Annotated in this window: 9 protein-coding genes and 1 tRNA gene; 9 read left to right on the top strand and 1 reads right to left on the bottom strand. The window is 70.6% G+C overall.

The window, feature by feature from the left end:
• Positions 1–114: 114 nt before the first annotated feature.
• The 3 genes from BWI15_RS30700 to BWI15_RS30690 are packed head-to-tail and all read left to right on the top strand — an operon-like array spanning position 115 to position 16,322.
• Complete coding sequence (locus tag BWI15_RS30700; RefSeq protein ID WP_077018021.1) at positions 115–12,786, top strand: hypothetical protein; 12,672 nt, start codon at positions 115–117, stop codon at positions 12,784–12,786.
• Positions 12,783–15,299, top strand: coding sequence for a right-handed parallel beta-helix repeat-containing protein (locus BWI15_RS30695; protein WP_077018020.1), 2,517 nt, complete (start codon positions 12,783–12,785; stop codon positions 15,297–15,299). The genes BWI15_RS30700 and BWI15_RS30695 overlap by 4 nt, the downstream gene beginning before the upstream one ends.
• A gap of 60 nt (positions 15,300–15,359) precedes the next feature.
• Positions 15,360–16,322 carry a phage baseplate protein gene (locus tag BWI15_RS30690; protein WP_077018019.1) on the top strand — a complete coding sequence of 321 codons (963 nt, stop codon included), beginning with the start codon at positions 15,360–15,362 and terminating at the stop codon, positions 16,320–16,322.
• Positions 16,323–16,328: 6 nt separating this feature from the next.
• Here the strand turns inward: BWI15_RS30690 and upp are convergent, their stop codons facing one another.
• Complete coding sequence (upp, locus tag BWI15_RS30685) at positions 16,329–16,970, bottom strand: uracil phosphoribosyltransferase (protein ID WP_077018018.1); 642 nt, start codon at positions 16,968–16,970, stop codon at positions 16,329–16,331.
• A 130-nt stretch (positions 16,971–17,100) separates the two neighbouring features.
• On the opposite strand from upp, the gene BWI15_RS30680 reads away from it, so the two are divergent.
• From BWI15_RS30680 to BWI15_RS30655, 6 genes are all read left to right on the top strand, one after another.
• On the top strand, positions 17,101–17,271 hold the full coding sequence (locus tag BWI15_RS30680; RefSeq protein ID WP_193432205.1) for a hypothetical protein: 171 nt from the start codon (positions 17,101–17,103) through the stop codon (positions 17,269–17,271).
• 62 nt (positions 17,272–17,333) lie between these two features.
• Positions 17,334–18,680, top strand: coding sequence for a hypothetical protein (locus BWI15_RS30675; RefSeq protein WP_077018016.1), 1,347 nt, complete (start codon positions 17,334–17,336; stop codon positions 18,678–18,680).
• Between the two features lie 134 nt (positions 18,681–18,814).
• Positions 18,815–19,315: a tRNA adenosine deaminase-associated protein gene (locus tag BWI15_RS30670; RefSeq protein WP_330359542.1), complete on the top strand. Its 501-nt coding sequence runs from the start codon at positions 18,815–18,817 to the stop codon at positions 19,313–19,315.
• A 28-nt stretch (positions 19,316–19,343) separates the two neighbouring features.
• Positions 19,344–19,778, top strand: a complete 435-nt coding sequence (gene tadA, locus BWI15_RS30665; protein WP_077018014.1) for a tRNA adenosine(34) deaminase TadA — start codon at positions 19,344–19,346, stop codon at positions 19,776–19,778.
• Positions 19,779–19,791: 13 nt separating this feature from the next.
• A tRNA-Ser gene (locus BWI15_RS30660) sits at positions 19,792–19,882 on the top strand.
• A 155-nt stretch (positions 19,883–20,037) separates the two neighbouring features.
• Entirely contained in the window at positions 20,038–21,546 is a 1,509-nt protein-coding gene (locus tag BWI15_RS30655; protein ID WP_077018013.1) for a potassium/proton antiporter, read from the top strand.
• The last annotated feature ends 35 nt before the right edge of the window (positions 21,547–21,581 follow it).

Genomic DNA, 21,581 nt, shown 5'->3' with positions numbered 1-21,581 from the left:
CCCACCCCGACCACGGCGCAGGCCCCGATCCGGTTCATTCCGGCCCGCGGTGAACCGGATCGGGCGCCCGTGCGTGGTCTGCGCGGAGGGTCTTCACGGTGAGGAGGGTTCGGCATGCCACGCCCCGGTGACTGGGACGCGATCGGGCTGTCGTCCGACCCGACCCCCGGCGACCCCGACACCATCAACCAGCTGGTCGACATCTTCCAGCACCTCGGCGGCAAGGCCCGCGAGATCTACGCCGCGATCGAGGCGGTGATGAACTCCGCCGACGACAGCGTGTTCTCCGGCGAGACCGCCGACGCGCTGCGCGGCAAGGTGGACCAGCGGCTGCGCGGTCACGTCGAGGACGTGGCCTGGGCGTTCGAGAGCGCCGCCGGTGCCCTGCGCGACTGGCACGGCGTGGTGATCGAGCAGCAGGCCCGCGCCGACGCCGCGCTGAACGCCGGCCGCGGCCTGCCCGAGGACGACCCGGAGCGGCAGCGGCAGCAGGACATCGCGCGCCAGGCCGGCGAGTACCAGGCCGAGCAGGGGCGGTCGGTGTCCGGCCGGATCCGCAGTGTCTCCCACATCGCGCTGCCGATCTCGGCCTGCGAGATCTTTTGGGAGGCGTTCGAGTGGCTGGCGATCATCCTGATCATCCCGGCCCTGGTCTTCGGCGGCCCGATCGCGCTGCTCGCCCTCGGGGTGAACCTGACCCTGTTCCTCAAGACCGTGGTCGACTTCGCCAACGGCGACGCGAGCTTCCTGGACCTGTTCCTGGCCGGACTGGGCATGATCGCGCCGACCACGAAGGCACTGCCGATCTTCAGCATCCTGAAGAGCGTCGGCAGCGCGGTGGCCGGTGGTGCGAAGGCGTTCTTCCAGGGGTTCAAGCAGATCTTCAGCCGCGAGTTCCTGTTCTCCAGGCTGCTGCCCGGCCTGTCGCACCTGCCGATGCTGGCCTCGATCGCGATTCGCGAGACCGGCCTGCTGGTGGTGAGCGGGATCAAGAACCTCTCCGGATTCAGCGGCACCGTCCTGAACGCCGGTGGGCTGGCGCTGACCGGCCTCACCCGGCTGCCCGGGGCGATCGCCAAGCTGCCCGGCGCGATCGGCAGCGGTCTCGCGGCCGGCTGGCAGGGAGCGAAGAACTGGTTCCAGATTTCCAAGAACTTCTACACGGTGCACTTCGGGGGCAGCAAGATCTTCCGGATCCTGCTGCCGGTCGACGCCGGTGAGATTCGGGCGTACGGGTTCTGGAACGCCCTGAAGATCGGTGTCTTCAATCGAGGCGTGCTCGGTCAGTACCGGTTCGGCGCGCCACTGCCCGGCACGATCGGCCGGACGATCAGCGCGATCCCGGTCAACCCGGCCGGGGTGCCCACCGGGATCGGCGACGGGTTCACCGGCCTGTCGCACGTGAACCTGCCACCGGCACTCGACCTCGGCGGGATCCGGATCGGCGGCGACCTGGGCTCGGTCAGCTCGTCGGGATTTCAGGCCGCCAAGCAGATCGACAGCCTGGACGGGATCCGGCTCAACGACCTCGTCGACGTCCGGACCGGCGATCTCGGCATCAGCGTCACCGGCGGTACGACGATCAGCGCGTCCGGTCTGCACATTCCGGCGACCGCGGGGACGTCGGTCCCGGTCAACGGCGTGGTCAGCGGGCTCCCGACGCCCGGTCAGACCGGGCTGCACGGTGCCCACGTCTCGGTGCTGCCGACCTCGACTCACTTGCCTGGGGCAAACGTCTTGCCCGCCGGCACGAACTTGCCGGGGGCAACTCCGCTGGCGGGGGCGACGCACCTGCCCGGGACCAACGTCGTCGGCGTCGGTTTCCACGCCGTACCAGGGGAGGGCGTGACCAACCTGGCCGCGCACCTGCCGCCGCCGGCCGCCGCGAGTATCGGAGACCTGATCGCGCCGTCGGTCCGCGGTGCGACGCCGACCGTCTCGCCCGGGACCGGCCTCAAGGTCGGCGAGGGAACGACGCACGGCTTCATCGCCAACCAGATCCGGCAAGGCCTGGACGACCTGAGCCTGCCGAACACCCACCTGTCGACGACGCCGGTCCAGGCGCCGACCGTCGACCGGCTGAACGCCGCGATGCAACTGGTCGACCACAAGCCCGCCGGAGCCCAGTCGCTCACCTCGCCCAACGGGCTGCACACCACCCGGCCCGCTATGCCCGACACCGGCCTGCACACCACGCGTCCGGCGACTCCCGACACCGGTTCGCACGCCGTACCGTCGCCGGGGGAGGCCGGTCGGCCGGCGCCCAACGGGTTCCACGGCGACGAGATCGCCGGGGCCGGGTCGGCCGGTGGGGCTCCGCTGCACACGGTCACGAACCAGCCGGTCAACGTCCCGGTGAAGCCGGTTGATCTACCCGGTCACCAGCCGTTCCCGGCCCACGTCGGCAAGAGCGGACTGCCAGGGGACGCTGGGGTGCCGACCACGCCGGGGCGTACCGCGCAGGCCGACGTTCCGCTGCAGGGTGTTCCAAATCGGCCCGGGCTGTTCGTCCGGGTCGAGGACCACGGGCCCAAGATGTCGACGTACCAGATGTTCGGTGGTGGGCCGAACGGACGGATGGACGTGCTGCCGGGCGACCACGTGCGGTTCACCGACAGCGGGACCGGGCAGACGTTCCGGTTCGACCCCAACGGCAAGCTGGTGGACCAGGGCATCCGGCTGACCCGCGGTGACGGTGTGCTGCGGCTGGACGACCGGGTGGTGGTCGTCCGCCCGGACGGTTCGCACCGGGTCACCACGCTGGCGGGCGACGCCGTACCGGAGAACCTGACAGTCAAGGCGCTGGAGGGTGGTGGTGTCCAGGTCGTCGCCAAGGACGGCGTCAGCTGGAACTACGGCGCGAACGGCCGGCTGGAAGGCCAGTCGGTCGGCGCGACCTGGGAGCAGGACCTCGCCGCCCGCGCTGGAGTGTTTCGCAAGCCGGGCGACACCGACGCGGCCGTGCAGGCGAAGATGGACGACTTCGGTCAGGTCCGCAAGGCCGAGTTCGACCTGGCCAAGGTGCAGCGCGACCTCGACCTCACAGGTCCCGGCGGCCCGTCGTCCAAGCCGCTGGGCGACTCCACCGACCTGAACGTCGGAGCCGCCGAGCGGCACCTGGACGACGTGACCAGCGGCTTCGTCGCCAAGCACGGCACCGACCCCGACCACTACAAGTCGGTGCTCGACGACCTGCTCGCCACGTCGATCCACGACCGGCCGCGGGTCGTCGGCGGAGTCGTCGGCGGAGCCGACGGCGTACGGCGATCCGGCCGGGCGACGCACCAGGCCGACCAGCTGCAGCACCAGCGCGTGTGGAACCAGGACTTCGGGCCTTCGCAGACCCGAGCGGGCGCCACCCACGTGAAGGTCGAGCTCGGTCCCGGCGTCGACACGCCGGGCTTCTACGGCAGCAAGCCGCTGGCCGATCAGAACACGGCGGTCAACGAGCTCAACGCCGTCCAGGCCGGCGGCCACAAGTGGATCAAGGGCCACCTGTGGAACGACAACCTCGGCGGTCCGGGCACCAGCAACAACCTCACGCCGATGACCCACCCCGCCAACATGGCCTACCAGCACGCGGTGGAGCGGCCGCTCAAGGACGCGCTGAACCTGGCCCGGCGGTACCACGAGTTCGGCATCCGCAAGGACGCGGACTTCTGGCTCGGCGTGCGGTTCGAGGCCGAGAAGATTGGGCAGGCGTTCCCGAAGGGCAGTGCCGCCGAGCAGGCGGTGGGCAGCAAGCTGAACATCACCAGTACGTGGGTCAAGCGGCCGCACGACGGCGGACCGGCGGTCGCGCTCAGTGCCGACGACGTCGCCAAGCTGCCGAAGCTGCCGGCCGGGGGCCTGCCCACTTTGCCGAACGGATGGTTCGACCCGGTCACCGGGCGGTGGGAGCCGGCGGCCGCGAGCGTGGTGCCGCCGCCGGCGGTGCCGAGTGGGCTCGGCGACGACATGTCGTCGCTGACCTCGCTGAGCGACGACGCGATGAGCGTCGACGGGGCGCGGGGTGGCCGCGCGCTGTCGGACGTGTCGATGGGGTCGGCGCACTCGGTGGTCGACGACGTGCCGGTGGGATCGGTGCGCGGGCTGGGAGACGACGTGTCCGTCGGGTCGGGGCACTCGATCCAGCAGGCGATGGACGCGGACGTGGCGGCGCACGTCGCGATCTTCCGCCGGTCCGGGGACTCCGACTTCGACGTCCAGGCCCGGATGGACGACTTCGGCACGGTCCAGCGCGCCGCCGACCGCTACATCGACCTGTACAACGACCCGCGCCGACTGGCCGTCCGCGGCGAGGGAAGCTCGACCGCGCTCCCGGTCGGGGACCAGGCGAACCTCGACCTGCACGTCGCCAGGCAGGGGTACGAGAACGCGAAGCAGGCGTTCGAGGACAAGCACGATCTGTCGGTCGACGAGGTCTTCGACGAACTGCGGGAACTGCGCGTCGCCTCGGTCAACGACCGGCCGCGGGGGCTCGGTGCCGGCGGGCCGAAGGTCGGGCAGCTGCCCGACGAGGGAGTCGGCGTCAAGCTGGTCGACAACGCCGACCTGGTCAACGAACCGCCACGGCCGACCGGGCCGTACCGGACGCACGCCGTACCGGGGCACGGTGGGCTCGAGTTCGACCTGCAGCGCGGTGGAGTGGTCACCTTCCGGGGCGCTGACCGCGACCTGTTCACGTCCTCGGCGGCCAACGGCGTACTGACCGTGCAAAAGCTGGCCGACGTGGGCAGCGACGTGGCCGTGCACACGTGGACGTTCAAGATGATGATGGCCAACGGCCTGAAGCCGGTCGACGAGACGTTGACGCTGGCCGGTGGCGCCTTCGGTGGCAGGACCATCACGGTGACCAGTGGAAACGGCGGGCTGACGGGCACCGTCGACGACCTGACCGGGCAGTCCTGGCCGGTCAAGGCCGAGGGCGACACGATCACGGTCGCCACCGTCGACGGGCCCTTGGTCTACTCGCGGACCGGCGACTTCCAGGGGCTCGGTCAGACCTCGACCTCGCAGCTGCCGGCGCCGACCCCACCGGCCGGGCTGGCCGGCGACCAGCTCGCGCGCTGGCAGGCCGCGGTCGACCTGTCCCGCACGCACCTGACCGCGGCGACGCCGGGCAGCAAGGTCTGGCAGCTGATGGACGACATCAAGGCCAGCGGTTTCACCGGCAAGCGCGGGTACGGCGGCTACGTGAACCCGCACGCGATCGCGGACGGCGTACTGGACAAGCTGGCCCGGTTCGACGAGGTCACCAAGGACCTGATGCTGCAGGGCCCCAACGGCCGGACCACCGTGTACCGCGGGGTCGGCCTGGACCCGGCGAGCGCGCAGGCGGACCGGTTCCTGGAGCGGCTGCCGATCTCGACCTCGAACAACCTGGAGTTCCAGCACACCTGGGCCGCGGGCAAGTCCCAGGACAACTGGGTCGTGTTCGAGATCGACGTGCCGCCGGGCCACCCGCAGCTGGCGATGTCGTACCCGCCGGGCTATCACCCGTCGGGCAGCGAGGCCAAGGGCTGGAACCAGGCGCAGTGGGAGGTCACCCTCGGCCCGACGACGCTGGTCCGCACCGACGCGCCGGTGCGGATCGAGAACGGGCTGACGATCATCCCGGTCCGGGCCGAGCAGATCCCGTCCGGCGCGGTCGAGCAGCTGGTCCGCGAGCCGTGGCCGGGCCTGTCGTCGCAGACCGCGTTCGACGACTTCGCGAAGGCGTTCCAGCCGGAGGCGCTGCGCATGTTCCCGGGGCTCGGCGAGGTGGGCGCGCACTCGACGCTCAGCCCGGACGGGCTGGTCAACACCGTACGGGTCGGTCGGCCCGGTTCGGCCGACGAGATGGTCTTCACGGTCACCCGGGATCCCGAAGCCGACTCGGTCCGGGTCACGGTCACCAGCGACGGCGTGACCCGGCTCGACCAGACCTGGAGCGGGACCAGCTTCCGGACCCTGGCCGGGGACCTGCGCGGCGGGACCCTGCACGCCAACGAGACCTTCGACACGCTGGCCGTGCCGAAGGCGTGGGAGCAGCGGTTCACCGCCGAGGACGTGTTCCGTACGCCGGGCGACTCGGCCGCCACGGTCGAGGCCAGGATGCTCGACTGGCAGATCGTGCGGTCGGCCCAGGACGACTTCGCCGCGACCAAGCTGCACCTGGACACCCACGGTGGCCGCACCGACGGGCCGTCGAACGGGTTGTCGGTCGGTGAGCTCGCGCGGCTCGACCACCCCGCCGCGAAGGAGCACCTGGACCTGGCCAAGGACGCTTTCCGGGCCAGGCACGGGCTCGACCCGGACACGGTTTCGGCTCAGCTCGACCACGCGTTCATGGAGTCCCTCAAGGACCGGCCGCGGCTGGTCGGAGGTGCCGGGCGGGACAAGTCGGTCGGCGTACCGGGCAGCGAGACGGTCCGGTTCGAGGTGCAGGGCCGGTCGGTCACGCTGACCGGCGAGGGCGCCGAGCGCTTCACCGCGAACCTGTCCGGTACGACGCTGACCGTGACCGGCACCGTGACCGAACGCTCCTGGAAGTACAGCGTCGGGTTCGGCGGCCGGGTCAACCACGTCGGTGAGTCGTTCCCGTTGGGCGGCGGGGTCTTCGACGGACGCCCGGTCAGCCTCGAAGGCAAGATGGGGCTGTTCGACACCGGCCACGTGCTCGACGGCAACGGCACCCGCTGGCCGGTTCGGGTCGGCGACGACACCCTGACCGTGGCCTCGCCGCAGGGCCCGCTGGTCTACGACAAGGGCACCGGTGCCTTCCAGGCCGCCGATCCCGGAGTGGCCGGGCATCTGCCGGCGCCGGTCCCGCCGCCGGGCCTGAGTGCCACCGACGCGGCGCGCTGGCAGGCGTCGGTCGACCTGTCGCGCACTCACCTGACGGTGGCGGGCACCGACAAGGGTGTCGAGAACCTGATGAAGAGCGTGCTCGGCGGCTCGTTCACGTCCAAGCGCGGGTACGGCGGGTTCGTCAATCCGTCGGCACTGGCCGACGGCAGCCTGCTGAAGAACGTCCGGACCTTCGAGCGGATCACCGGCGAGCTGCGGTTCCAGGGTCCGCTCGACCACGTCACCGTGTACCGCGGGGTCTCGATGGACCCGCTGGCCGCGCAGGCCGACGAGTTCGTCGAGCGGCTGCCGATCTCCACCTCGAACGGGATCGAGTTCCAGCACGAGTGGGCCGCGAACGGTGTCCGGTCGAACCGGGTGGTGTTCGAGATCGACGTACCGCCCGAGCACGGCAAGCTGGCGATGGCCTACCCGCCGAAGTACGAGATCACCGCGAACGACGCCCGGCCGTGGAACCAGGACCAGTGGGAGGTCACGCTCGCGCCGACCACCCTGGTCCGGACCGGGCCGACGCGGGTCGAGGACGGCCTGACGATCATCCCGGTCCGGGCCGAGCAGATCCCGGTGTCGAGCTACGACCAGGTGATCGGCGCGAAGTGGGAGGGTCTGGCGTCGGAGACCGCGTTCGACGACTTCGCGAAGGCGCTGACGACGGACAAGCTGCGGCAGTTCGAGGGGTTGTCGGACGTGTCGGCCCGGGCGGCCCGCAGTGCCGACGGGCTGACCAACACCGTGCACGTCAGCCGGCCGGGTGAGGCCGACCAGCTGGTCATCACGATCACCCGCGACCCGGATGCGGACGCGGTTTCGGTGACGATGACGGCCGACGGCGCGAAGGTGTTCGACCGCAGCTGGAGCAGGACCGGGTTCTCCGGCCTGGCCACCGACCTGCGCGGCGGCGTACTGCACAACAACGACCTGTTCATGTCGCTGCCGGTACCGAAGTCGTGGGCGGCGAAGCAGGCCGTCGGGGACGCCTGGGACTCCGATCTGGCCGCGCGGACGAAGGTCTTCCAGCGGCCCGGCGAGCCGGCGGACGTGGTGGCGGCCCGGATGGACGACTTCACCGACGTCCAGCGCGCCCAGCAGGACTTCGACGCCGCGAAGGCGAACTTCGACCTGAACGGTCAGCGGCTCGACGGTTCGTCCAGCCGTCCGTCGGTCGGCGAGCAGGCGCGGCTGGACCTGCACGCCGCCGAGCAGCAACTGACCGCGGCCAAGCAGGCCTTCGAGGTCAAGCACGGGCTCCAGGTCGACGGACTGCAGCAGCAGCTGGACGACCTGCTCACCACGTCGGTCAACGACCGTCCGCGGCTGGTCGGCGCCGGGCGGCCCAGGACGGCGGACGTGCCGGGCGAGCAGGTCAGGGTCACGCTGAACGACGGGGAGATCAGCTTGGAAGGCGCCGGTGCCGAGAGGTTCCGCGCCGAGCTGACCCCGGACGGCAACGTCGTCGTGCATCGGATGGCTCCTGACGGCGGCGGGGCGGCACAGAGCTGGGTCTTCCAGCCGCTGATGGGCCGCGGCATGCGGCACGTCGGTGACGGCTTCCCGCTGGCCGGCGGCACGTTCGACGGCCGGCCGGTGCTGCTGATGCGCAAGGGCGATGTGCCGGACGCCGGACTCGTCACCGACGCCGCAGGCCGGCAGTGGCCGGCGCGGGTGATCGACAACACCGTCGTGGTCGCGACGCCGCTCGGGCCACAACGGTACGAGCTCAACGGCACCTACCTGGGCCCCGAGCCGACCCGGCAGCTGCCGACCGCCGTGCTGCCGGACAACTTCGCCGGGGACGCACAGCGCTGGCTGAACGCGGCGCACGTGTCGCGACTGCACCTGACCGAGGCGCTGGACAAGACGAACGGCATCCACGCGCTGATCCGCAAGGTTCAGACCGGCAGCTTCACCGGCCATCGCGGGTACGGCGGGTTCGTGAAGAACCCGACCAAGCAGCTGATCGAGGACACCGAGTTCTTCCACCGGGCCACCGGAGACCTGCTGTTCAAGGGCCCGGACGGGCCGATCACGGTGTACCGCAGCGTCGACATGGACAAGGCGTCGGCCGCGGCCAACGACTTCGTCGAACGGCTGCCCAGCTCCACCTCGCAGGACCTGGGCTTCCAGGTCGAGTGGACCCGCAAGGGGCTGCCGGACAACACCTACGTGTTCGAGATCGACGTCCCGGCCGGACACGGCAAGCTGGCGATGTCGTACCCGCCGGGGTACCGCGAGCTGGACACCGCGCCGCCGCCGCTGAACCAGTCGCAGTCGGAGATCACGCTGGCGCCGACCACGCTGGTCCGGACCGGGCCGAACAAGACGATTGTTGTCGACGGCACCGAGTTGCAGGTGATCCCGGTCCGGGCCGAGCAGATCCCGGCGAACCAGCTGAAGCAGTTCGTCAAGGAGCCCTGGCCGGGCCTGCCGATCGAGACGGCGTACGGCGATCTGGTCCGCGCCTTCGACCAGCAGGCGATCGGCAACTGGCACGGGTTCAAGCACGCACAGGTGCGGTCGGCAACGAACGCGGACAACACGGTGACCACGCTGACGGTGACCCGGCCGGGATCGGCCGACGAGCTCACGGTCACGATCAGCCGCGACCCGGTCGGCGACACCGTCTCGGTGAACATCGCCGGTGGCGACCGGGTCCTGACCAAGCGCCCGTGGAAGAGCACGGAGCTCGGCGACCTCGCGGCCCGGCTGCGCGGCACGATCCTGCACGACAGCGACGAGTTCGTCCCGCTGCCCCGGCCGTCGTCCTGGCCGCAGGACCTGATCGACACCCGGCTCCCAGGCGGCCTGATCGTCCGGACCGAGAACGACGGCCTGTCCACCACCCATCAGCTCGTCGATGCCCAGGGCACTCCGGTGCCCGGGCGAACGGTCACGGTGGACGCGGCAACCGGCCGGATCACGGTCGAATGGCGTGGTGGGTTCGAGAAGTTCGCGCACACCGGAGATCTGCTGGAGCAGGGGTTCCGGGTCGTGCGGAACGGGCGGCCGACGCCGTACCTGTATGTCGTCGACCACATCAGCGGGACCTGGTCCAGGACGGGCGACGACGCGACCGGCGCGTTCCTGCACGGAAAGGTGGACGTCGCCGCGCTGGAGAACGGGCGGATCAAGCTGCTCAGCTCGACGGGCAAGCCGGTCGAGGTGTTCGAGCGGCGGCTGTTGCCGGACGGAACCTTGCTGGACAGCTTCCGGCGGACGGACACGCTCGGGTTCGGGCAGTTCGAGCGGAGTTCCACCTGGGCGACGTACGCGCCGGACGGGACGCTGACCGGTTGGGGGCAGCGCCGCTTCGACACCACCGGTTCGGGCTGGCAGGACGTGCAGGGTCAGACCCCGATCCGGGAGTATCGCGAAGGGTTGCAGAAGTACCACTCGTCCACCGGTCACGTGCTCGCCACGAAGAACGGCGACGAGTGGCACTGGTACAAGTTCGATGACCACGGCAACCAGATCGCCGACGGCGTCCGAGTGCGGGAGGCCGTCGGCGACGGCTGGAAGGACACCTACACCCGTAGCGCCGAGGCCGGCGAGGTGACCGAGGTCGCCCAGCAGAAGTGGGGCATGTGGCACCGGACCTCGACGGCCGGCCAGTACCAGGAGTTCACCCTGGTCCGGAACGCCGACGGGGTACTCCAGCGGCCGGGCACGTGGGAGCAGCTGTCGCGCCAGGGCCGTGAGTCCGGTGGCGCCCAGACCGTCGGCGGCAATGGTCTGCTGACGGTTGTCCGCCAGGGTGAGCAGCGGCCGCCGGTCTGGATCCGTGAGAGCCCGATCTACGGCAACGAGCGCCCGGTCGGCGTCGTCGCCCACCTCGGTGACGACCACAGGTTCCAGCTCTTCCGCTGGGAGCAGACCGGCACCAACCCAGGCAGCGGCATGCGGTACGTCGGCGCGGACGGCTCGACCGTCGACGTCGCGCTCGACGGCAGCTTCGTCCGCTCGACCGGCAAGCTGTCCGACGGCACCACGCTCAAGGTCGGCGACCACGCGACGCCGCCGACGGTCCCGCACCCCGACGGCGGTACGCCGTGGGAAGCGGGCTCCACCCGCGGCTGGCGGATCACCCAGGGCGACAGCTGGACCGACGTCACCCACGTGAACGGCAACTGGGCCAAGGTCCGCGAGAGCTTCGCCGGCGGCATCGTGCGCGAGTACCCCGACCACCAGAATCGTTTGATCTGGTTCGACCGCGACGCGCACGGCAACCTGTCCGGACTGTCGTCGAAGGCGCCGGGAACGTCCGGGTCGGCCCAGCGGTACGTCGTCGCCGGCGGCGCGGCCGACTCGGCCCACTGGCGCTGGTACGAGCTCGACGCGCAGGGCGTCGCGATCCCGGGCCGCGAGGGCGATCGGCTGTTCTTCCGCGGCTCGACCGACGAGTCGCTGTCCTGGGACGACTCGTTCCGCGATGTCGATGCCGCCGGCAACTTGGTGCGGGACCGCCGGATGCTCGACGGTGGCCGGTACGTCGAGTCCTGGCAGCTGCCCAACGGGCACTGGCGCAGCGGCGAGTTCGACAAGCTCGGGGTGCGAGTGGCCGGGGACAAGGATCTGGTTCGGCTGTGGAGCACCGGCGACGAGTGGCAGCAGGGCTGGGTCCGCGGCTCCGATCACTTCCGCGACGTTCGGCCGGGAATGGGGACCGCCGGCGACGAGGTGTTCCGCGAGGTGCCGCTGCATCTGAAGGACAGCCCGCTGCGGGTCCGTGAGTACCAGCTCGACGGGACCGGCAAGCCGGCGTACGGGCAGTGGAAGGAGTTCGACCACGGTGCCGTCGTCCGGGAGCGCAAGCTGTCGGGGCAGAACTACCTGGAGACCGACAGTTGGCGCGGGCAGTGGAAGCTGTACGACGCCGACGGTCGCGTGCTCGGGGAGCGCGGGCACGACGGACTGGTCTTCGAGCTGCGCGGCGATCGGCTCACGCTGACGGGAAGCGAGTACGACTTCCGCGGGCCGCTGACCGAGATGCGCGGTTGGGGCCGCCGGCTGCGCGAGCCGCAGCGGGCACCGTGGCTGCACGACGGCGACTGGACCTTCAGTGGCACGACGCTGCTGCCGGACGGCAATCCGGCGCTGCGCGAGGCGGCGTACGCGCCGTACCTGAAGAGCGTGGCGCAGAAGGCGTTGATCGAGTTCGGCCAGGAGTTCCTGCTCGAGTTCACCTCGAACCTGATCGTGAACGCGATCGTCGCCGAGGCCCAGGGCCGCTCGTTCACCGGCAAGGACGCGCTGAAGGCGCTGATGAACGCCGGCGTCTCGTCGACGATCAAGACCGGGCTCGGGACCGCGATCAACGACACCAAGCTGGGCGGCGCGCTGCGCACGTTCCGCCAGGGTCAGGTCAACCTGGACGCCGGCAAGCACTGGAACCGCCGGCCGCTGAACCACGACCGGCTGTGGACCAACGAGTGGACCGGCAACGAGTCGGCCACCCGGTGGCGCGGCGGGACCTACGACTTCGGCTTCAACTTCGGCCCGTCACTGCTGTCCGGCTTCGTGAACGGCACGATGAACGCGTCGATCTTCGGCATCACCACCGCCGACGGGCAGTCGGTCAAGCTGTCCGGCTGGGACGCGGTCGGCGACGGCGGCATCAACGCGCTCGCGTCGCTCACCACCGGCGTCAGTACGGCGCTGGTGAAAACCGTCGCGACCGGGTTCGGCGGCAGCCGGTTCTTCCACCGGCAGGGCTTCGCGGACTTCTGGTTGCAGCTCCCGTTCCGGGTGTTCGAGAAGTCGATCCAGGGGATCTTCCTGACCAGCGCGTACCGGGCCTCGATCAACCCGGACTGGTACGCGTCGAACCAACCCCCGGCCGCGTCGCTGCTGGCGCTGCCACCCGGTGTGACGATCCCGCCGCCGGTACCGCATGCTTCGGGTCTGGTACTACCGGCCGGGACGGGAGGAGCGTCGTGACGACACGGGTGGTCGCTGCGAAGGGACGCGGCACGTACCGCCGGATCGGTGACGCGATCCGCGCGGCCGGTCCCGGTGACGTCGTGATGGTTGCCCCCGGCACGTACGCCGAGCAGGTGCGGCTGGACCGCTCGGTCTCGGTGGTGGCCGAGCACGGCCAGGGCAGCGTCGTGATCACCGGTACGCCGGGCTCCGGCGAGCCGTCGGTGATGGTCGACGGGCTGGAGTGCGCGTTGCGCGGGCTGACGGTCAAGGCGGCCGACGAGAGCGGCACGCCGGCGATCGGGCTCTCCGCCGGTGCGGGCCTGCTGCTGGAGGACTGCGTGGTGTCCGGCGGCCGGATCCATGCCCGCGGCAACGAAGACGGCGGTGGTGGATCCGACCTGGCCGGCTACGGCACCACCACGCTGGTGCTGCGCCGGTCCCGGGTCGAGGGCGCGCGGCTGGCGGCGATCCACCTGTCCGGCCGGGTCCGGGCGCAGGCCGAGGACGTGGTGATCGCGACGATCGACGGGATCGGCGTGGTGCTGTCCGGTGCCGCGTCGCTGGAGGCGACCCGGCTGCGCCTGGAAAGCACGGTCGGGTACGGCATTCGGCTGCGGGGCAACAGCCGGCTGCGGCTGGCGGACTCCGTCGTACGGCGTACCGGGATGGCCGGGTTGCTGCTGGAGGACGGTGCGTCCGGTGCGCTGGAAGACCTGCGGGTCGACGCGGCCGGTGCGGCGGCGATCCACGCGGCCGGGTCGTCGAAGGTCGAGCTGACCGACTGCCGGCTGCAGAACGCCGTGGCGAGCGGTCTTGTCGTCCAGGACGAGGCGGAGGTCGTCGCCAAGGGCTGCGCGATCACCGACGTCGGGGCGAACGGCGTACTGATCACCGACTCGGCCTCGGCGAAGCTGACCGACAGCCGGATCGACCGGTCGGCGTACAGCTCGGTGCACCTGACCGGCCGGGCGACGAGCACGCTAACCGACTGCTTGATCCGCGGCGGCTCGGAGCATGGCGTCCATGCGACGAGCGACTCCGTGGTCGAGCTGGCCGCGTGCGGGATCACGGACACCGGCATGACCGGGTTGTCGGCCGTGGAGAGTGCGACTTTGAAGGCCGAGGGCTGCTGGATCAGCGGGGGTGCCACGGGGATTCACCTGGGGTCGTCGGTGACCGGCACGGTGCTGCAGAGTTCGGTGACCAGCACGAGCGGGACCGGCGTCGAGGTCGCGGGCATCGGCAAGCTCGACGGTCTCCGTGTCAGCCGGACGAAGGCGGCCGGGATCGTGGTCGGCGCAGGCGCTGACGCTGAGATCCTCAGCACGACGGTCGAGCACTGCGAAGGGTCCGGGCTGGTCGTCTGGTCCGGAGCGGCGCCGACCGTCCAGGCGCTGCGGGTCGCCCAGGTGGCGAAGAACGGGATCTACCTGGCCGAGAAGGGCGCGGGGACGTTCACCGACTGCGACCTGGTCGGCACGGAGTACCCGGCGCTGCACCTGAGCAAGGACTCGGCGCCGGTGCTGAAGCACTTGCGGATTCGCGACTGCGCGGGGGCCGCCGGTGAGGACGAAGGGGCGAACCCGGTCTTCGAGGACTGCACCGTGGACGGCGTACCGCTGTCTCCCGCCGTACCGGCTGCCGCGGCCGCGGGGGCGCCGGCCGTCGCTCCGGCGACGGCCACGGGTGCGCTCGACGAGAGCATGCCGCCGGCGGACGAGTCGCTGGAAGACGTGCTCGCCGAGCTGGAGGAGCAGGTCGGCCTCGAGCGGGTGAAGCGGGACGTCCAGTCGATGGTGAAGCTGATGCAGACCGTCCGGATGCGGCAGGAGGCCGGGCTGCCCGCGCCACCGCTCAGCCGGCATCTGGTGTTCGCGGGCAACCCCGGTACCGGTAAGACGACGGTCGCCCGGCTGTACGGCCGGGTGCTGAAGGCGCTCGGCCTGCTCCGCAAGGGTCACCTGATCGAGGTCGACCGGACCGCCCTCGTCGGTGAGTACGTCGGGCACACCGGGCCGAAGACGACGGCCGCGGTCACCCAGGCGCTCGGCGGCGTGCTGTTCATCGACGAGGCGTACTCGCTGGCGCCGGTCGGCATCGGCAACGACTTCGGCGCCGAGGCGGTCGCGACGCTGGTCAAGATGATGGAGGACCACCGCGAGGACCTGGTGGTGATCGTGGCCGGCTACCCGGGCGACATGGGTCGCTTCATCGGCTCCAACCCCGGCCTGTCGTCCCGGTTCACCCGGACGCTGCTGTTCGACGACTACACCCCGGACGAGCTGGTCGCGATCTTCGAGTACCACGCCGGTGAGCACCAGTACCGGCTCAGCCCGGACGCCCGGGCCGCGCTGACACACCTGTTCCAGGTGATGCCCCGCGACGAGGGCTTCGGCAACGGCCGGTCGGCCCGGCAGATGTTCCAGCAGATGACCGAACGCCAGGCGCACCGGCTGGCCGAGCTTCCGGCGCCCAGCGCCGATCAGCTCAGCGTGCTCGAAGCAGCGGACCTCCCGGAGAGTTTCTAACAGAAAATCTTGGGAAGCGAACTGCTGAAAGTGTGAAATAAGGCGTTTAGTCTCACCCGTATGACTCTCACCCGCCGTGGACTGCTCGGCGCGATGCTCGCCGCCGGGGTCGCCCAAGTGCCGATCACCGCCTCCGCCCGCCCTGACACCCTGCGCCACACCAAACGGTTCAAGCTGAGCGCGCCCACCCACGCGCTCTTCCAGCACAAGCCGCTGGCGGACACGACCGTGATGCAGTCGATGGCCTTCGACACCCCGAACCACCGGCTGTTCACCGCGCAGCTGAAGTCCGGGACCGCCGCCAGTACCGGCACGCTGACGCTCAGCCGGCTGGACTTCGCCGGGAACGTGCTCGGCCGCATGTATCTGACCGGCTTCGGTCACGGCGTCTCGATCGGGGCGCAGGGCGTCGGCAGTACGTCGTACCTGTGGACCGAGACCGATGTCGACACCGCCAACGGGCGAGGCCGGCAGATCTGCCGTTTCCCGTGGCAGGACGGCGCGACGCTGACCAAGGACTCGCCGTCGCTGACCAAGTGGAAGCCGGTCGCGGACGGCGCGGTGTTCACTCCGGCCGTCGACCAGCGGTACGGGCGGCTCGGCGTGCGCTACTCGCTGGCCGACGGCATGCACATCAACATCTACTCGCTGGCCGCCGCCCAGAACGGTGACTTCAGCACGGTCCTGGCCAGCTTCAAGCAACCGGCGTTCACCCCCGGCATCGACTTCCAGGGCTGGGCGCTGTACGGCTCGTACGTGTACTTCTGGGAAGGCGAGGCCTATCCCGGCGGCACCCCGGACCCGAGCAAGATCAACTCGAAGCTGTGGTGCTACGACCTCAAGAAAGGCCGGATCGTCGACTCGTTCCTCACTCCGGCCGGTGCGGACCTGATCCACCGCGAGGCCGAGGGCATCGCCGTGTACGGCGGCACCGACGCGACCGCGCGGCTGTGCTTCGGCTTCGCGTCGGGCGTCGCCGGCGACCGCCGGGCCAACTTCTTCTGCAACACCAAGCTGGTCTGAGTCCGGTTACTGGGCGACGCCGTACAGGCGGTCGCCGGCGTCGCCCAGGCCGGGCACGATGTAGCCCTTGTCGTTCAGGTGGGAGTCCATGCCGGCGATCACCAGCGTGCAGGGCACGTTCAGGTCGGCCAGTTCGCGCTCGATCCGCTCGACGCCCTCCGGCGCGGCCAGCAGGCAGATCGCGGTGATGTGGTCGGCGCCGCGGTCGACCAGGAACTGGATCGCCGCCGCCAGCGTGCCGCCGGTGGCCAGCATCGGGTCGAGTACGTAGCACTGCCGGCCGTGCAGGTCCTCGGGCAGCCGTTCGGCGTACGTCGAGGCGGTCAGGGTCTCCTCGTTGCGGATCATGCCGAGGAACCCGACCTCGGCCGTCGGCAGCAGCCGGGTCATGCCCTCGAGCATGCCCAGCCCGGCCCGCAGGATCGGTACGACGAGCGGCTTCGGCGAGGTCAGCTTGATGCCGTCGGCCTCGGCCACCGGCGTCTGGACGGTGATCGGGCCGGTGCGGACGTCGCGGGTCGCCTCGTAGGCCAGCAGCGTGACCAGCTCCTCGGTCAGCCGCCGGAACGTCGGCGAGTCCGTCACCCGGTCCCGCAGCGCGGTGAGCTTGTGGGCGACGAGCGGGTGGTCCACGACGAGGATCTGCATGGCCGGAACGCTACCGTCGGCGATTCCTCTCCCGAAACCTCGCCCGCTGTTACGGTTTTCACGCAGTCGATTTTGGTTCGTACCCGCCCGCCCCAGGGTGTCTACCTCAACCGACCGAACGGACGCGCCCGTGACCGACAACGCCGGCAAGTCGCCCGAACAACTCGACCGCCTGCGCCGCCGCGCCGCCTTCCTGCGCGAACTCGAAGAGGCCAAGGCGCTGCGCGACCGGATCGCTCCTCGGCGCGCGAAGGTCCGGCAGATCCGCGCCGCGATGCGGCGGGCGACGTACCACCACTAACTTTCCGGCCCCCGCGTGCATCTGGCTGAGCAAGGATCCTCCTCGCTCGGAAAGGTGCGGCCATGCGCCGACGTCTCGTAGTACTCCTCGCGGCCGTGATGGTCGCCGTCGCGGTCCCGCCGGTCGCCGCCGCGGCCGCCGAGGACGAGTGTCTCTACAACCAGCCCTCGATCAGCCAGGACCGTTCACCGGTCGAGACGATCGTGCTCAAGGCGTCGGTCCGGGTGCCGATCGAGATGCACCTGTACCGCGACAGCCTCGACTGTGCCGGGATGGTCGCGCACGTGCGCAAGGCCGACGGCTCGAACCAGCAGACGGTCGCGCTGACGGAGCAGGGCGGGCGGGGCATGCCGCCGAGCTGGACCTGGTACGGGTGGCTCCCGCTCACCGCCGCGACCGGCGGCGGCGACTGGGTGGTCACGAAGGTGACGCACGGCGCGAACGAGCTGCAGACCAACCTTCCGTTCCACGTCTACCGGGGCAGCGAGCTCACCCTCGACCAGCCGGCCCGGACCAGCGGGACAGCCCGCACGACGCTGTCCGGTCAGCTGCGGCGGTACTCGAACACCGGCGCGCTCGTCGCGGCGCCCAACACGACCGTTCGGCTCCTGCACCAGACCAAGGACCTGTTGATCGCCACCGCGACGACCGACGCGGCCGGGCGCTTCCGGACGACCGTCGCGTTCACGCAGAACACCACGCTCAGGGCATCCACCGCTGCCAGCGGCAACTACGTCGCGGAGCTCACCGATTACCGCACCGCGCACAAGCTGATCGCGATGAGCTACCTGAGCGCCCTGCCCACGGCATACGTGAACGGCTGGTGGAAGGTCTCCGGGTCGGCGTACCCGGGCAAGCTGCACGCGGATCTGCAGGTGTTCAACGGCACTGCCTGGGTCACCACCCCGTCGTACGGGCCGATCCCGGCCAACGGCGTCTACTCGCGCTACTGGATGCCGACGAAGGCCGGAACCCACCGGCTGCGGGTGTGGGTGCGCGGCGAGCGGGTGGACAACTCGCCGTCGCGCGAGGTCAGCGTCAAGGTGACGGCGCTGCCGAAGTCACCGACGTACTTCGTCGGATCGGTGGTCGCGCCGACCGCCGGCTTGCCGATCCGCCGGGATTCGACGATGTCCACCTTCGGCAACCTCAAGTACCGGCGGGCCGACGGAACACTGGGCCCGGTCGGCAACCAGGTGGTCGAGGTGCACGTCCGGCCGGTCGGGGAGGCCGCGTGGTGGATGGTCGGCGCGGCACGGACGTCCGTCAGCGGGTACTTCTACACCCGGTGGGGAGTACCCGTTCAGCCCGGCCAGAGTTTCCAGGTGATGCTCACCTACCCGACCAAGCTGCCGACGACCGCCAGCAGCGCGACCGGTGTCTTCGGCCCGTTCAGCGTGCAGCCGTAGAGTCCACGGGCCGTTCACCGTGCGGGCCTGAGGAGGTCGCGCGGCGTCGTCGTACGGTAACTGCCGGGGCACCGATACCGGCTCGAGATCGGGGATCCCTCCCACCGGACGCGTGATTCTGCGACGATGAGGCCGTGTCTGATCCCACGGCTGGGCCGATGACGACCACCGAGCTCGACTTCGCGCTCGCGGCTTACATCGAGGACGGGGTCTGGACCGTCACGCCGCTGCCACTGCGCGGCGAGCCCGACCTGTCCTCGCTGGTGTCGGCGCTGCGGCGCTATCCCGGCGACGCGGGGGTGATCGGGATGGTCTCGGTGGACGAGGACTTCTTCATGGTGATCCGGGTGGACGGCGGGCGCGCGCGGCTGCTGCTGTCCGACGTGACCGCCGCCACCGAGTGGCCGCTGGCCAAGCAGGTGATCGACGAGCTGGACATCCCGCTGGCCGAGGACGACGACGACCAGGTCCCGGCCGGCGACCTCGCGATCGTGGCCGACCTGGGCATGAGCGCGATGGACCTCGGCGCGCTGATCGACGACGTCGACCTGTATCCCGAGGAGATGCTCGAGGAGATCGCCGACGCGCTCGGCTTCGGCAACCAGTTCCACGAGGCGATCGAGGCCGTTGGCTGACCCGGCGCGCCGGGCCTGGTCCCGGCTGATGGAACTGGCGCTGGACGAGGCCGAGCAGGCCCGCGGCAGCGCCGACGTACCGATCGGTGCGGTCGTCGTGGACGCCAACGGCGAGGTGATCGGCCGCGGCCACAACGAGCGCGAGGCGACCGGAGACCCGACCGCGCACGCCGAGGTGCTGGCGATCCGGGCGGCGGCCCAGGCGGTCGGGGAGTGGCGGCTGACCGGCTGCACGTTGGTCGTGACGCTGGAGCCCTGCACGATGTGCGCCGGCGCGATCGTGCTGTCCCGGCTGGACCGTCTGGTCTTCGCGGCGTACGACGAAAAAGCGGGCGCGGTCGGGTCGCTGTGGGACGTCGTCCGGGACCGCCGGCTCAACCATCGGCCCGAGGTGATCGGCGGTGTGATGGCCGACGAAGCGGGCGCCCGGCTCCGCGATTTCTTCATTCGGCACAGGTCTTGATAGCCTCTGCGGCGGTGGCGTGTCCGAGCGGCCGAAGGAGCGCGCCTCGAAAGCGCGTGAAGGGTACCCCCCTTCCGAGGGTTCAAATCCCTCCGCCACCGCCAACCACCTTCGGGTGGTAGTAACGCCGAGGACCCTGATGCTGTGTGATGCGTCAGGGTCCTCGTCTTTTCCGGTGCGCCGCGCCCCGGTGAGATGATTCGTTGCCCGAGGCAGGGGTCAATTAAGCTGCAGCCCCCGACCCCGAGGGGCCGAGCCTGTGGACGTGCACGAACTCGACCGGATCTTGCTGGCCGGCGCCGCGGTGCTGCTGGTGGCGATCGTCGCCGTGCGGCTGTCCGGCCGCCTCGGGCTGCCCTCGCTGCTGATCTACCTCGGCATGGGGCTGCTGCTGGGCGAGTCCGCGCTCGGGATCCAGTTCGAGGACGCGCAGCTCGCGCACGCGCTCGGGTTCGCGGCGCTGGTGATCATCCTCACCGAAGGTGGCCTGACCACCCGGTGGAACGAGGTCCGCCCCGTGATGCCGCTCGGCATCGTGCTGGCGACGCTCGGCGTGGGCGTCTCGATCGGCGTCGTCGCCTGTGTGGCGCACTACGTGCTCGGGCTGGACTGGCAGCTCGCCGTACTGCTCGGAGCCGTCACGTCGCCGACGGACGCGGCGGCGGTCTTCTCGGTCCTGCGCAAGGTGCCGATCCGGCCACGGCTGCGCGGCGCGCTGGAGGCGGAGTCCGGGTTGAACGACGCCCCGACCGTTCTGCTGGTCACCCTGGTCAGCACGGGGGCGATCGGCGAGAAGGGTCTGCTGCACTTCAGCGGGCTGGTGCTCTACGAGCTGATCGGCGGGGCCCTGTTCGGCTTCCTGGTCGGCTGGGTGAGCGTCGGCCTGCTCCGCCGGGTCGCGCTCGGATCAGCCGGTCTGTACCCGCTCGCGATCGTGTCGCTCGCCTTCATCTCGTACGCCGGGGGCGCGGTCCTGCTGCACGTCAGCGGGTTCGCCGCCGTGTACGTGACCAGCCTGATCCTCGGCCGCGCCGAGCTGCCGCACCGGATCGCGACCCGGTCGTTCGTCGACGGCGTCGCCTGGCTGGCGCAGATCGGGCTGTTCGTGATGCTCGGCCTGCTCGCGTCACCGGGGCGGATCGGGATGGACGACGTCGGGGTCGCGCTGGTGATCGGGATCGCGGTGACGGTGGTGGGCCGGTTCGCGGCCGTCGGGTTGTCGGCGACGCCGTTCCGGATGCCGTGGAACGAGCAGACCTTCATCGCCTGGGCCGGGCTGCGCGGCGCCGTCCCGATCGTCCTGGCGACGATCCCGCTGGCCGAACACGTTCCCCAGGCCGACCGGATCTTCGACGTCGTGTTCGTCCTGGTCCTGCTGTTCACGCTGCTCCAGGGCCCGTCGCTGCCATGGCTGGCCCGCCGCCTCAACGTGCTCGACGACAACGCCGCTCACGAGGTCGACATCGACGTGGCACCGCTGGAGTCGCTGGGCGCGGACATGCTCCAGGTCCAGATCCCGAGCGAATCCCGCCTGGCGGGCGTCGAGATCGGCGAACTCCGGCTGCCCGCCGGCGTCTCGGTGTCCTTGGTGGTCCGGGCTCACCAGGCCTTCGTCCCCGACCTCCGCACGGTCCTCCGCGCGGGCGACGCGATGCTCGTCGTCACGCCCACTCCCCGCCGCGAGCAAACCATCCGCCGCCTCCGAGCCGTCAGCCGAGCCGGCCGCCTGGCGGGCTGGTTCGGCGAACGAGGCCGCGAACAGGTGTAGGACACGGCGTGTACCAAGACCACGTGTCAGAGCAA

The sequence above is a fragment of the Kribbella sp. ALI-6-A genome, from assembly GCF_001984195.1.
In the GTDB taxonomy this organism is placed as follows: Bacteria; Actinomycetota; Actinomycetes; order Propionibacteriales; family Kribbellaceae; genus Kribbella.
Note: the sequence above shows the minus strand (reverse complement) of the source record. Positions and strands in the feature narration are given on the sequence as shown.

Coding starts and splice junctions, on each gene's coding strand:
- BWI15_RS30700 (WP_077018021.1), top strand. CDS start 115: ATGCCACGCCCCGGTGACTGGGACGCGATCGGGCTGTCGTCCGACCCG.
- BWI15_RS30690 (WP_077018019.1), top strand. CDS start 15,360: ATGACTCTCACCCGCCGTGGACTGCTCGGCGCGATGCTCGCCGCCGGG.
- upp (WP_077018018.1), bottom strand. CDS start 16,970: ATGCAGATCCTCGTCGTGGACCACCCGCTCGTCGCCCACAAGCTCACC.
- BWI15_RS30675 (WP_077018016.1), top strand. CDS start 17,334: ATGCGCCGACGTCTCGTAGTACTCCTCGCGGCCGTGATGGTCGCCGTC.
- tadA (WP_077018014.1), top strand. CDS start 19,344: ATGGAACTGGCGCTGGACGAGGCCGAGCAGGCCCGCGGCAGCGCCGAC.